Origin of the sequence: Prevotella sp. 20925_1_30 (genome assembly GCF_041433025.1) — a bacterium.
Lineage (GTDB): Bacteria > Bacteroidota > Bacteroidia > Bacteroidales > Bacteroidaceae > Prevotella > Prevotella vespertina.
Map to the genome: position 1 here is coordinate 37,807 of NZ_JAPWAR010000019.1, position 13,920 is coordinate 51,726.

The 13,920-nt window shown below is 42.6% G+C and carries 10 protein-coding genes and 1 tRNA gene; 7 read left to right on the top strand and 4 right to left on the bottom strand.

Features of this window, described 5'->3' with window-relative positions; translation table 11 throughout:
* Positions 1-61 precede the first annotated feature (61 nt).
* The gene (locus O3603_RS08895; RefSeq protein ID WP_009433946.1) at positions 62-475 is read right to left on the bottom strand and encodes a hypothetical protein; all 414 of its coding nucleotides are present in this window, start codon (positions 473-475) and stop codon (positions 62-64) included.
* A 182-nt stretch (positions 476-657) separates the two neighbouring features.
* Between O3603_RS08895 and O3603_RS08900 the strand changes: the two genes are divergently transcribed.
* Both O3603_RS08900 and O3603_RS08905 read left to right on the top strand, forming a co-directional pair.
* A complete protein-coding gene (locus tag O3603_RS08900) occupies positions 658-897 on the top strand; it encodes a DUF4160 domain-containing protein (protein WP_009433989.1) in 240 nt (79 codons plus the stop codon).
* Between the two features lie 11 nt (positions 898-908).
* Positions 909-1,316, top strand: a complete 408-nt coding sequence (locus O3603_RS08905) for a DUF2442 domain-containing protein (RefSeq protein ID WP_009433982.1) — start codon at positions 909-911, stop codon at positions 1,314-1,316.
* A 9-nt stretch (positions 1,317-1,325) separates the two neighbouring features.
* Here the strand turns inward: O3603_RS08905 and O3603_RS08910 are convergent, their stop codons facing one another.
* Positions 1,326-3,266: an AAA domain-containing protein gene (locus O3603_RS08910; RefSeq protein WP_315088288.1), complete on the bottom strand. Its 1,941-nt coding sequence runs from the start codon at positions 3,264-3,266 to the stop codon at positions 1,326-1,328.
* A gap of 700 nt (positions 3,267-3,966) precedes the next feature.
* Here O3603_RS08910 and O3603_RS08915 point away from each other — a divergent pair.
* From O3603_RS08915 to O3603_RS08925, 3 genes are all read left to right on the top strand, one after another.
* Entirely contained in the window at positions 3,967-5,409 is a 1,443-nt protein-coding gene (locus O3603_RS08915) for a C69 family dipeptidase (protein WP_371522293.1), read from the top strand.
* Positions 5,410-5,555: 146 nt separating this feature from the next.
* A tRNA-Arg gene (locus O3603_RS08920) sits at positions 5,556-5,627 on the top strand.
* 25 nt (positions 5,628-5,652) lie between these two features.
* On the top strand, positions 5,653-6,462 hold the full coding sequence (locus tag O3603_RS08925) for an ADP-ribosylglycohydrolase family protein (RefSeq protein WP_371522295.1): 810 nt from the start codon (positions 5,653-5,655) through the stop codon (positions 6,460-6,462).
* Here O3603_RS08925 and O3603_RS08930 read toward each other — a convergent pair.
* Positions 6,425-7,420, bottom strand: a complete 996-nt coding sequence (locus tag O3603_RS08930) for a patatin-like phospholipase family protein (protein ID WP_371522297.1) — start codon at positions 7,418-7,420, stop codon at positions 6,425-6,427. The two genes, O3603_RS08925 and O3603_RS08930, sit on opposite strands and share 38 nt — an antisense overlap.
* A gap of 201 nt (positions 7,421-7,621) precedes the next feature.
* Between O3603_RS08930 and O3603_RS08935 the strand changes: the two genes are divergently transcribed.
* Positions 7,622-9,319: a pseudouridine synthase gene (locus O3603_RS08935; protein ID WP_371522299.1), complete on the top strand. Its 1,698-nt coding sequence runs from the start codon at positions 7,622-7,624 to the stop codon at positions 9,317-9,319.
* 14 nt (positions 9,320-9,333) lie between these two features.
* On the opposite strand, the gene O3603_RS08940 is transcribed toward O3603_RS08935, so the two are convergent.
* Positions 9,334-11,322 carry a KUP/HAK/KT family potassium transporter gene (locus O3603_RS08940; RefSeq protein ID WP_371522301.1) on the bottom strand — a complete coding sequence of 663 codons (1,989 nt, stop codon included), beginning with the start codon at positions 11,320-11,322 and terminating at the stop codon, positions 9,334-9,336.
* A gap of 142 nt (positions 11,323-11,464) precedes the next feature.
* Between O3603_RS08940 and metG the strand changes: the two genes are divergently transcribed.
* Positions 11,465-13,528 (top strand): methionine--tRNA ligase, encoded by a 2,064-nt coding sequence (gene metG / locus O3603_RS08945; RefSeq protein WP_371522303.1) that lies wholly within the window; start codon positions 11,465-11,467, stop codon positions 13,526-13,528.
* Positions 13,529-13,920 lie beyond the last annotated feature (392 nt).

A 13,920-nucleotide genomic window follows, 5' to 3' on the forward strand; every position in this document is an offset into this window, starting at 1 on the left:
GTTTAGCCTGTTTATAGCATCTGATTTAAATGAAAAACACACCCTTTTGTCGTTCTTCTCACTAACAATTCTCAGAGAGGAGATTCCCCAATTCATGCCTCATAGCCTCCATCTTCTGTTGTCTATCTATAGAGAATGTAGTGCCATGAGCCTCTACATAATAAAATAAAGCGTATGCTTTTTCCTGTAAAAGAGAGCGCAAAGGATTACCCTTATAGCTTGCTTCAGCATAAAGAAGCTCTGCCACCATATCAATGCGGTCTATCCTCTCGTTCTCAGCCCATTGTTCTTTCGCATACAACAACAGCTCATCAACGGAGAGATTACGCAAGTCTTCATATTCACCAACATATTGTTTATAAAGGTCTTTTAGCTCTTTATCACGCTTCAAGTCATCTTCCTTTTTCGTTAGAAAGCGTGAGATTGCTGCGCTAAACTCCTCTATTAGTCTAATGAAATAATCTCGTTGCAACATAGTGTACTTCTTTTTATGTCACAAAAGTAAATAAAAAAAACATATAAAAGCGCTTTTCTCGAAGTTAATGTACAAATAACTTTGATACAAGCTCTATCCTTTTGCAATGTAAAAAACCAACTTTAAGTTTGCAGGTATTAGATATAATACCTATATTTGCACCATACTAAGACAATAAGACAATGCCTGAAATATTTAGATTCTACGGTTTCTCATTTTTCTTCTACAGCCGAGAACATGAGCCAATACACATACATGTAGAAGGAAACGAAGGTTTCGCAAAGTATAACTACAATGGGGAAGACTTCGTGTTGGGTGTTCATAAGGGTATAAAAAACAATGACTTAAAGAAGATAAAGTCAGTAATAACCGAGAATAAAGATATTATCATATCACGCTGGCAAGAGTATTTTGAAAAATAAAGGAGGCTAATATGAATATTAAGAAGATTTGGTTTGATAAAGATTACATCTATGGTAAAAGTGAAGAGGGACTGACATTTCGCCAATCTCTACTATGGTATCCACGTCTTGCAACTGCTACAAAGGAAGAGAGGGAACAATACCATATAGGCTTTGACGGCATACATTGGCGTAATATAGATGAAGATGTTAGCTTCGAGAGCTTTACTTACAACGATGCTGAACCTACCGCCTTACAACGTTTCTTCCTAACTCATAAGGAACTAAACATCGCTGAATTCGCAAAGAGTATAGGCATGAATGCATCCCTACTACGCAATTACATTAATGGATTCAAGAAGCCTTCGAAGGAGAGAGAAGCAGAGATTCTAGGTCATATACATAGGATTGGAATGGAATATAGTGCTGTTGTCTTTTAGTGAACAGCACTACTCCGCCTGCTCTATGCTCTCCCATAGCTTCTTATAGAACGGATGCTGCGTCATTGTTTGTACGTTTCCAAGGATGATAAGTTTCATCCTTGCACGCGTAATAGCCACATTCATGCGACGCAAATCACGCAAGAATCCTATCTGACCAGCGTCATTTGAACGCACTAAAGAGATGAGTATCACATCCCGCTCTTGCCCTTGAAAGCCGTCAACTGTGTTTACGCTAATCAAAGAACGGTATGGTTTAAAGAACTCGCGCTTCTTAATTAGCCCCCTCAAGTACTGTACCTGCGCACGATAAGGCGATATTACACCTACATCAATACGCTCGTCTAAGATGCGTTGTTTGCCTATCTTCGTAAAATAAGATTGTAGTGTTTGCAATGTCAATTCGGCTTCTCCCTTGTTAATACGCCCAAATGACTCACCAACAAACTGCTCTTTAAAGATAGATTTATCCTCATTTTGTCCCCCTTCTGATTGATTCTCTATGCTCGAATCGGACGTATCTATCCACACCATAGGGTTGTCGTAATCAAGGATACCACGGTATTTTATCTGTGGCGCACTCTCTACTTGCCCCCCATAGAACCAATTGGACGAGAAGCGCATAATCTCTTCATTCATCCTATATTGCACCTTCAGCAACGTTACAACCTCTGGTTTATTCTCTACGACACGCTCCATTAATGTTTTACCCAGCCCAGCATGCAAGGCAGCTAAGCTCTTCACCGTTGGTGGTAATTGGCAATGATCACCTGCAAAGATAACTCTTGATGCCCTACGAATGGGTATCCAGCATGCCGCCTCAAGTGCTTGTGCAGCCTCATCTATAAATAAGGTGGTGAACTTCTGACCCTCCATTACCCTACTATTTGCCCCTACTAAGGTCGAAGCAATCACCCTCGCCTCACCAAAGAGTTCGCTATTGATCCTTATTTCAAGCTCTGTGGCACGACTTTTCAGGCGTTCCATCTTCTGATGATAATTCTCTGAACTCCGCTTACGATGGTTTCTTAACTCCCGAATAGCCTTACGGATAGACCATAATTGAGGGTAGTCTGCATGCGCCTCAAACTTCCTTTCGTAGGTAAAACCAAGCATTTTATCATTCACACGAGTAGGATTACCTATACGAAGGACGTTGATTCCACGATCAACTAACTTCTCCGATATCCAATCAACAGCCATATTACTCTGCGCACAAACCAACACTTGACTCTCACGCATGAGTGTTTCATTGATTGCTTCGACCATTGTTGTGGTCTTACCTGTGCCTGGAGGACCATGCACAATGGCTACATCTTTTGCCCACAACACTTCATTAACGGCCTTTTCCTGCGTTGGATTCAACCACGGGAGACGGATAGGAGCAAAAGAGAACTTACCCACTTTTTGTCGAGAATAGAACAAATCACGCAAGTAAGCAAGCCTATTTCCCTTAGCTTTCATCGCTCTTTCTAAGGCATCAAACATCATTTGATAACTCGTCTCATCAAATCCTAACTGACAACCAACCTGCTGCTGTGCTGATTGAAGTTCGAGTAAAGGAGCCGATTCGGGCACTGCAACAACCATTCTATCGCCATCCACATAAGAAACAGAGCCTGTAAAACGGAAATATTCCAGCTTATTTGCGTTCGTACTAACACTCACCTCTTTTGCAAGAAACTTGAAGAACAAGACTGGACGACCACATTCAAAGTTATGTTCAATATCTCCGTCTTGCGTTCGAAACACCTCAATACATAATTGGTTGAGCCCATTATAAAAGCGTTTACCCACTCTTAATGGGAACCAAGCATCTCCTCTTTTCACCTTCCTATGCATACCTGTCGCCTCAGTTTGCTTCCTGAAGGCTTCCTTCTCAGCGTAGTATTCCATCTGAAGTAGCATCTTTTGCCGTTGTAGTGCTTGTATCGGAGATTCCTGTGTCATCGATTATCTATTATATTAAAAACATGTTTCTGCTCGTCACAAAACGAACATTACAAAGATACACATAATATTCCAATAAGGCAACAAAGCTTCATTTAAAGCCTCCCCAAGCCCCTCCAAAGGAGGGGATGTGCCTAACGGGAGACTGTTAGAAGAGGCTGGGTTGGTGTGTAACGAGGCTATGCTTCGGAAGACGGAAACGATAAAGACAAAACAAAGAAACGCCCTCTTCAAATGGAGAAGGGCGTTTCCTTGCAATGAAGAGAGCCTCTCTTTGTCATGAAAAGACGCCCTCTTTGGATGGAAAAGATACAAACCTGTAGGGACAGACGCCCTCGTCTGTCCGAAACATCCTACTTTTATAGCGGACAGACGAGGGCGTCTGTCCCTACTTCGAGGCATTATCTCGGGTTGGAAATATCTATCCTAACCAACTATCATTAGGTGCCCCTCCCCTTAGGGGAGGCTGGGTGGGGTTTCCAACGAGGGCGTCTGTCCCTACTTTGTGGTGCTCTATTCCACAGAACAAATAACCTGCCTACTTGTTAACCAGTCCACTCGTCAACTCTCCCTAATCTGAATTTTGAATTCAAGCAAAGCCTCTTTTATAGTTTTTTGTATGACCTTTTGCATCACTTCTATCAATTAATTACTACTTTTGCGATTAGATAGAAATTCGCAATTAAATACTTTTAAGCTTATGAAAAAGACTAATATGCAACAAAAGCAGAGCCTTCCATCAGAGTGTACAACCATCATTATCGGACAGGAACAGACCGCAGATGGTTCTATGATAGTAGCTCGTTCTGAAGATTGGGATGCTATGGTAGCTAAGAACTATGAGATCTTTAAAGATACAGAAAACGGCTCTCAAGAGTTCGTGGCACTTGATAGTCCGTTCCGTTGTGAGCTTCCTTCCAAGGCATTAGGCTATCACGCACTATCACCTCACCATCTCCACCACCATTGGGGAAGTGCTGGTTTCAACACAGCAGGTGTTGGCATGAGTGCAACTGAGAGTATCTTCAGTAACGATGAGGCGTTAAAATACGATCCATTGGTGGAGAATGGCGTTGCAGAAAACTCTGTTTTCAATATCACCTTACCATATATACATACAGCAAGAGAGGGTGTTGAACGTCTAGGAATGCTTGTTGAAAAGTACGGAATAGCCGAAGGCTTCGGTATAGGTTTCGTCGATAAGGATGAGATCTGGTACTTTGAGACAGCTTGTGGACACCGCTGGTTAGCCTGTCGCATGCCACGTGATCAATACTTCGTTACAGGTAATCAGAGTCGTTTCCGCAAGTATGATCCAAACGACAAAGACAACTATTTAGCATCAGCTGACCTCATTGAGTTTGCCGAGAAACATGGTCTCTACGATCCAGCTAAGGGCGAGTTCGACTTCCATGAGGCTTATGCTCGTGATGTAGAGTTGGATACCACTTATAATTACCCACGTGTATGGGGATTGCAACAGTTCTTCTCTCCAGAGATAAAGAACGATGTTACGAAGAACACCTTCCCAGTCTTTGCGAAGCCAGCACATAAGATTTCACTGACAGAACTACGCTCTGCTTTCCGCTTCCATTACGATAACACGGAGCATGACCCATATCTCCATAGTAATCCAAAGGAGGTTTATCGCCCTGTATCTATCTTCCGTACGACTCAAACTCACCTCTTGCAGGTACGTCCAGAGCTGCCTCAAGCCATCGGATGTATCAACTATGTCGCAATGGGAATGGCTGATCTTGGAGTCTTCCTTCCACTCTATCAGGGTGTGACGTCATACCCAGAAGCCTATACAAAGGGCACCAATGAGTCAAGTGCAGACTCTGCTTATTGGAAGTTCCGCAAGGTAATGGCACTGGGAATGACCAACTATAACAAGTATGCACCAGTCATCAAAGAAGCTTACGCAGCCTTTGAAGCAGAGACAGACCAGCGTCAACGCGAAATGGAAGAGGAGTATCTTCGTATCTATAAGACACAACCTTTCCATGCACAGGATATGTTGCAAGCCTTCTCTGATAAGGTTCTCAACGATGCTTTAGCACTATCCGATCAATTACAAGAGAAGCTCTTTACGCTGCTTACTCAGGACATCCAACAGGAGTATCTCTTCCATGGTGCATAAGAGAAAAAGCCGCTTTTGTGCTTAGAAAATAAATAAAAGAACTATTTACAAAGGTATATAAGTTTTTTTTCCTACCTTTGCAGCTATAAAGAAGATGCCCTCTTATAGGACAACCATTCTATAAGAGGCATCTCTATTAACGGTTTGCTCTGATAGTTCAATGGATAGAACGGAGGTTTCCTAAACCTTTGATCCGGGTTCGATTCCCGGTCGGAGTACTCTTAAAGACTAACCTAAACTATTATGATTGGCGCTATTATTGGAGATATAGTAGGCTCTCGCTTTGAATTCGGAGCGGCTCCAAAGGAAGGATTCGACCTATTCACAGAAGATTGCTCATACACAGATGACACCATTTGTACTATCGCTATTGCTGATGCGATACTAAATGGTCGTGATTATCAAGATAGCTTACTCGATTGGTGCAAACGCTATCCTGACCCTATGGGAGGCTATGGTTCTTGGTTTGACGAGTGGTTACATGCCGAACACCCACAGCCTATGAACTCTTATGGAAATGGTTCGGCAATGCGTGTCAGTTCGATAGGCTGGCTCTTTGATGAGTGGGAAGATGTGATCGAAGAAGCGGCTAAGAGTGCACGAGTTAGTCACAATCATCCAGAAGGAATAAAGGGTGCGCAATGTGTTGCCGAGGCTATTTGTTGGTTGCGCCTAATGCGTTTCTCCAAGGCAGATGTTGAGAAAAAAGTACACAAGTTCTATGGTTATGAGCTGCCATCCATGCGTAACATCCTCAAGATTGGGGCTGAAGGTCACTTCGATGCAACCTGTCAGGAGACTGTTCCAATGGCGTTACGTTGCTTTATGGATTCTAATAGTTTCGAGGAGGCAATACGCTTAGCTGTGATGTGCGATGGCGACACTGACACCAAAGCATGTATAGCTGGTTCTATTGCAGAAGCCTACTATCAGGTGCCAGAATGGATGATTGAGAAAGCAATCGACTATCTCCCTGCCGATATGTTAGATATCTTGGGGCAGTTTTATGAGCGTGTTAAGAACCTTTGCCAACCTTGGAAAGCAACTCGGTAAGCTGTGGTTGATACAGCTTCCCTGTCTCTTCTCCAATGCGAATCATATCCTTTATTGCTTTAGCATTGAAGTCTTTTACACCATAAGAGCCTAAGTTGGGATTGATGTAGATGTCGGCTTGGGTACGATTCACATTATATTTCTTTATATCAGGGCGTTCCGCCAACCAATCCAGCACGCCACCCATTCCCTTCAAAAAGGCGAATGGCGAATGATAATCATCGTGTTTATTCTGTTGGAGATCAATGGCAATAACAATGTCGGCACCCATCTTGCGCACAACATCTACTGGGAGATTATTAATCATACCGCCATCAACAAGCGTCATAGTATCTAATGGAATCGGTTTGAACACTCCTGGAATAGCCATACTAGCCCTCATATTACGAGCCAAAGAACCCGTATCGAGCACTATCTCTTGCTGTTTCCGAATATCGAAAGCCACACAAGCAAAGGGAATAGGCTTTTGCTGTAATCCACGTTGTACGGGGGAATGAGCGACAAGAGTATCTAAGAAATTATAGATATGGTCACCATGCAATAGTCCGAAAGCCTCTTTAGCCCCTGTTCCAGCCTTTCGACGAACGGGAAAACCGAACAGATAGTACACACCATCCTCTTCTTTGAACACCTTTCCCATAAGAGTTGTATCGCGATCAGCCATCAATGAAAGCCAATCTTGCGAACGGAAAAGGGTGTCGATATCATTCGCTCGATAGCCCTCAGCATATAGCCCACCGATAATTGAGCCTATACTTGTCCCAGCGATATAGTCGATAGGAATGCCCACACGCTCTATCTCTTTCAAAACACCTACTGCCGCAGCTCCTTTCGCACCACCTCCTCCAAGCACAAGTCCTATCTTTGGACGACTTACGGGAGCTTTCGTAGTCTGTTGGGCAATACTATTCAGACCACAGCATATTATCATTAGAAATACAAAAAACACCTTCTTCATAAGGGCAAAAGTAATGTTTTTCTAAAAGATTAGCGTGTTTTACGAGTTTATTCTTCGTTTTATTAGTTCTAATTAAAACCTATCAACACCCCCAATTACCAATAACGCCTTTCCTTGTAACCCCATTCATTTGTATACTTCCCCATCAACTTGTCTACTTGTAAACCCGTTTACTTGTCAACTTTTCCTTACCTTTGCAGCATGAAGTTCCACCCGTTAGTTATAGATACACCTCTCCCCGCCTGCTTTAATAATCCTTTTGATTATGAACCAGACGCAATCTGTCGTGCTGCTGTTGCTCAATTACAGACTACATTGCCCCCAACACCTATTGAGGGAAAGATGTATGGCGTATTAATAGTTGAACATCAAGGACAGATAGGATACCTACAAGCCTATTCAGGACAGATGGAGAAAGGTGGAGAAGACTATGTTCCCGCAGTATTCGACTATCTACAACCGGGAGAATACTTCAAAGTTCAAGAGGAAGAAATAACTCTTCTCAACAAGAGAATAGCGCAGTTGAAAGCCTCAACAGCCTATAAGGAGACAAAAGAGAAGCTCTCTCAACTTCAGAAAGAGGCGACAGAAGCTATTGAGCAAGCACGCAAGACAATGCAAGAAGCCAAACAATTACGTGAAAAAAGACGTAATGAGAACGCTGTAATAACCGATGTTGAACAAGCTGAAATGATAAGAGAAAGTCAGTTTCTAAAGGCTGAATTGCATCGAACAAAGGTGTTATATACGGAAAAAATCACGGCTGCCAAGGAGGGACTGGCTCACTATCAAGAGAGGATAACAGCGTGGAAAAGGGAGCGAAAGATGAAGTCTGACCACTTACAACAATGGCTTTTCTCACAGTTCAATTTGCTCAATGCTTGCGGAGAGACGAAGAACTTACTCACAATCTTCCGTGAGTATTATCTAAAGAATAGTCCAGCACGTACACAAGTTGCCCATCTGTCACTAGCTACCGAGAGTCTCGCTCCATCGTTACTTCCACCTGCTGGTGCTGGAGAATGTTGTGAACCAAAGCTCTTGCAATATGCCTTTCTACACGGATATAAGCCTATCTCAATGGCAATGTTTTGGTGGGGAGCATCACCAAAGACAGAGATTCGACAGCATAGAAACTATTATCCAGCCTGCAACGGGAAGTGTAAACCTATATTAGAATGGATGTTGAAGGGTTTACAAACGCCTTTCTTTGGTGAGAAGATAGTGACAAGTCATAAGAAAGAAGCAGAACGGATAAAGTTAGAAACACTTTACGAGGATAATTATTTGGCTGTTGTCGTAAAGCCATCAGGCTTGCTTTCTGTTCCTGGGAAAGGTGATCAACCTTCTGTTTATAGTCTATTAAAGACACAATGGAATGGTAAGAGTGATGTATTCATCGTACATCGATTGGACATGGCGACGAGTGGTTTGCTTGTTGTGGCACGTTCATTGGAGATTTATAAGGCTTTGCAAGCTCAGTTTATACAGCGTTCTGTAAAGAAGACATACGTTGCTTTGCTCCCAATGTCTTTCCTCAATAAAGCTTATCCTTCGTCGGGTAGGATTGAATTACCCCTTTCCCCCGATATCAATGACCGCCCACGACAATGCGTCGACTATCTACATGGAAAACAAGCAATCACAGATTATTGTGTGATTGGCAAAACCTTATATGGGAAAGAGAATCTACCAGCTGTAAAGATAGAGCTTCATCCACTAACTGGACGTACCCACCAATTACGCATCCATTGTGCTCATCCAGACGGATTAGATACGCCCATCATTGGTGATAACCTTTACGGACAACATGCAGAACGCCTTTGGTTACACGCAGGACACCTTGAATTCACGCATCCAATCAGTCGGGAACAAATGAGCTTCGAGACTCCTTTATAAGTATCGAAGCGGGTTTATTCGGCGTCTTCCTCTATCCTTTCAACTCTAGGAATACCAGTCTTCGCTTGTTTTGCATGTGACCTCACCACAAGTGGAACATTCTCTATCAAAACATTACTTGTGTTCAATCCTAAAGAACGGGTCATACTTAGTTTCAATCGGTCAATCCATTCATAGGCATCCATGATAAGGCGCTCCTTAAAAGAGAAGGAGGTGAAAGTGGCATAAAGCCTATTAATCAGTACAAAGACAAAGTTTCCCATAACGTCATGCTTAGCTAATGACGGATAAGATGACGCTAGTGAAAAGCCATCTTTAGCCACCATATCCTCGATGATCTGCCTAAAATAACGATTAACAAGTGGATGAACACGGAATCCTAAACGTAAGTTGATGCGGTAAAGGGTATCAGGTATCAGCGTTGTAACATCATATTCCAGTGTTGAAGGGCTGTCCTGATAGTCTATATGCAGCAAGAAATAATGGTCAGCACGCATTGGGTGCTTATTAATTATCGAATAGAGAATCTTCTGTTCGATGTCATATTTACCACCAAGTTTGCTTAGATAGACTATATTCGTGGCATACTTGGGAATAGTATCATCGTTCTTTATATCTGAGATGATACTAAATGATTTGCGAATATCACGTATCTGAATCTGTGCGTTACGAATGGTTGTGGCATTGTACCATACATACATGATAATTATCATCACACTGGCAAGAAGCATGGTAACCCATCCACCATTCATAAATTTTGCCATATTGGCAATAAAGAAGATACTCTCTAACCCTACAAAGACAATGAGGAACAAAGAGATTAACCAACGATTTACACGACGAATAGTGAGATATGCACTCAAAAGGAGTGTTGTCATCAGCATGGTTATCGTAATAGACAAACCATAAGCAGCCTCCATTCGCTCTGAACTCTCGAAGAAGAGAATGACAATCACACATAGAATGTAGAGTGACATATTAACAAACGGAATATAAAGCTGCCCTTTCACGTCGGTAGGATACTTAATCTTCTGACGTGGCCAAAACTTTAAGTTCATCGCTTCACTGAAGATAGTAAACGAGCCACTAATCAATGCTTGACTCGCAATGATGGCTGCTATCGTTGCCATGATAATGCCAAAGAAGAGCATGCCGTGGGGCATGATGGCATAAAAAGGGTTCATCCCAGGATTCAAACTATCAGTATGCGCAATTATCCAGGCTCCTTGACCTAGATAGTTGAGGATGAGCATGACTTTAACAAACGCCCAACTGGTTCGGATATTATTGATTCCACAATGTCCTAAGTCGGAGTATAAAGCCTCAGCACCAGTCGTACAAAGGAAAACCGCACCTAAGATTAAAAACCATTCAGGGTTACTTGCCAACAAATAAACGGCATGTAAAGGGTTAAAAGCCTGTAAAATGGGGATGTAAGCACCTATATTTGCAGCTCCGAACACACCTAACATTGTGAACCATAATAACATCAATGGACCAAAAAGCTTACCTATAGCATTTGTACCGAACTGCTGAATAAAGAACAAGATGGTGACAATACAAAGGGCAATAGGTACTACTGGGGTCTCTGGCTCATAGACTTTCAAACCTTCAATAGCCGAGAGAACGGTGATAGAAGGTGTTATGACACCATCAGCTATCAGTGTACTGGCTCCGACAATCGCCAAGAGATAGAACCACTTACGACTATGTCGACGTATCAAAGCATACAGAGCCAGGATTCCACCCTCCCCTTTATTATCAGCACGAAGTGCAATTAAGACATACTTAACCGTTGTTTGGAGTGTTAACGTCCATATAATACAGGAGACAGCGCCTATGATATACTCCGCATTAACAGGATTCCCTGCTCTTACTATTGCTTTCATCACATACAAAGGAGATGTTCCTATATCTCCAAAGACAATACCTAATGTCACAATCACGCCTATCAAACTAAGTTTATGACGTGTTGAATTGTTACAATTGTTATCCTGAGTCATTATAACTAAACTTTAAAACGAGTGCAAAGGTAAATAAAATAAGGATAACGACACCATCAACCATTGGCTTTTATCTATATTTCTTTTGCCGTTTACCTTATTTACAGTAACTTTGCAACCTATAAATAACAATCAAACATATATGGAAGAAAAGAAATTCAAGCGCACTACTGTTACGGCTGCATTGCCTTATGCCAATGGTGGTGTACATATAGGACACCTTGCAGGTGTATATGTTCCAGCCGACATCTACGTGCGTTATCTTCGTCTAAAGAAGCGTGATGTGATCTTTATCGGTGGTAGTGACGAGCATGGAGTACCTATTACTATTCGTGCAAAGAAGGAAGGTATCACTCCTCAAGATGTATGTGATCGCTATCATAAACTTATCAAAGACTCCTTTGAAGAGTTCGGAATATCATTCGATATATATAGTCGCACAACAAGTAAAACGCACAACAAGTTCGCTTCAGACTTCTTCCGTAAGTTATATGATGATGGTAAACTCATCGAGCAAGAGAGTGAGCAATATTACGACAAAGAGGCTCATCAGTTCTTGGCAGACCGCTATATCATGGGAGAATGCCCTCACTGTGGTAACCCCAATGCGTATGGCGACCAATGCGAGAAGTGTGGTAGCGACCTTAGTCCTATGGAATTGAAGAATCCTCACTCTACTATCTCTGGTTCACAACCCGTTATCAAGAATACAAAGAACTGGTACTTGCCCTTGAACAATTACCAAGAATGGTTGAAGCAATGGATTCTTGAGGATCATAAAGAGTGGCGTCCAAACGTTTACGGACAGTGTAAGAGCTGGCTGGATATGGACTTGCAACCTCGTGCAATGACCCGTGACCTCGACTGGGGAATCCCTGTTCCTGTAAAAGGAGCTGAAGGCAAGGTCTTATATGTTTGGTTTGATGCACCTATCGGATACATCTCAAATACGAAAGAATTATGCGATAGCGATCCAGAACACTTTGGCAACTGGCAAAAGTGGTGGCAAGATTCAGAGACAAGATTGGTTCACTTCATCGGAAAGGACAACATTGTCTTCCATTGTCTCATCTTCCCAACGATGTTAAAAGCCCACGGCGATTACATACTACCCGATAATGTCCCTGCAAATGAGTTCTTGAACCTTGAGGACAATAAGATTTCTACAAGCAAGAATTGGGCTGTTTGGCTCCATGAATACCTTCGCGACTTTGAAGGGAAGCAGGATGTTCTGCGTTACGTATTGACTGCCAATGCTCCAGAAACTAAGGATAACAACTTCACATGGAAAGACTTTCAAGAGCGCAACAACTCCGAACTCGTCGCTGTCTATGGTAACTTCGTGAACCGAGCATTGCAGTTAACGAAGAAGTATTGGAATGGTATCGTACCAGCTTGCGGTGAATTACAGGAAGTGGATCGCCTAACTATACAAGAGTTTAAGGATGTCAAGGCAAAAGTAGAGGCTTATCTCGAAGTCTTCAAGTTCCGTGAGGCACAGAAGGAAGCGATGAATCTTGCGCGTATCGGTAATAAATACATCACAGAATGTGAGCCATGGAAGGTTTGGAAGACTGATCCTAAGCGTGTAGAGACAATTCTCTATATCTCACTTCAGCTCGTTGCAAACCTCAGTATCGCCTTCGAACCATTCTTGCCATTCTCTAGTAAGAAGCTACGCGAACTCATTAATATGACGGAGTACGACTGGAGTGAACTTGGTTCAACCGATCTCCTCCCAGCAGGTAAACAGCTGGCAGAACCAGAACTCCTCTTCGAGAAGATTGATGACGAGGCTATCGAGGCACAGCTCCACAAGCTAGAAGAGACCAAGAAAGCCAATGAAGCCGCATTATATAAGGCTGAACCAATTAAGAAGGAGATTCCTTTCGAAGACTTCGAGAAGCTCGATATCCGTGTAGGACATATCATCAAGTGCGAGAAAGTGAAGAAGAGTAAGAAGCTCCTAAAGTTCACTATCGACGATGGTTCAGGTGTTGAGCGCACCATCCTTAGTGGTATTGCAGCCTATTATGAGCCAGAGCAGCTCACAGGTAAGGACGTTCTCTTCGTTGCCAACTTTGCTCCTCGTAAGATGATGGGCATTGAAAGCCAAGGAATGATCCTCTCCGCTGTTAACTTCGACGGCTCACTCACGGTTACAACAACCATGGGCGAGGTGAAACCAGGTAGCCAGGTAGGATAAAAGCCTCACACCTACAAAGGATGTATCAAAACGCAATCACCTTTTTGAGATAAACAAACACTTTAAAACTAACCAATAAGAAAGACCATTTCCGAACTCCTCTCGAGTAAAGAAATGGTCTTTTTTGTACTGCCTCCCCAAGCCCCTCCGAAGGAGGGGATGTCCCGAACCCTACTTACATACTTTCAGTCGTTTCAAACTATATCCAATATGTTTCTTTGCTTTCTGTCTAAACCCGATGTTACTATCCCCCTATGTTCCTCTGTTACTCTGTCTTCAAAACCTATGTCATTGAAAAATATGTCTTTTTGTCATTCCGTCTAAAATCTATGTTACTCTGTCTTCAAAGCCCATGTTCTTCTGTCTTACACAAAAGCCCCACCCCGTTAGGC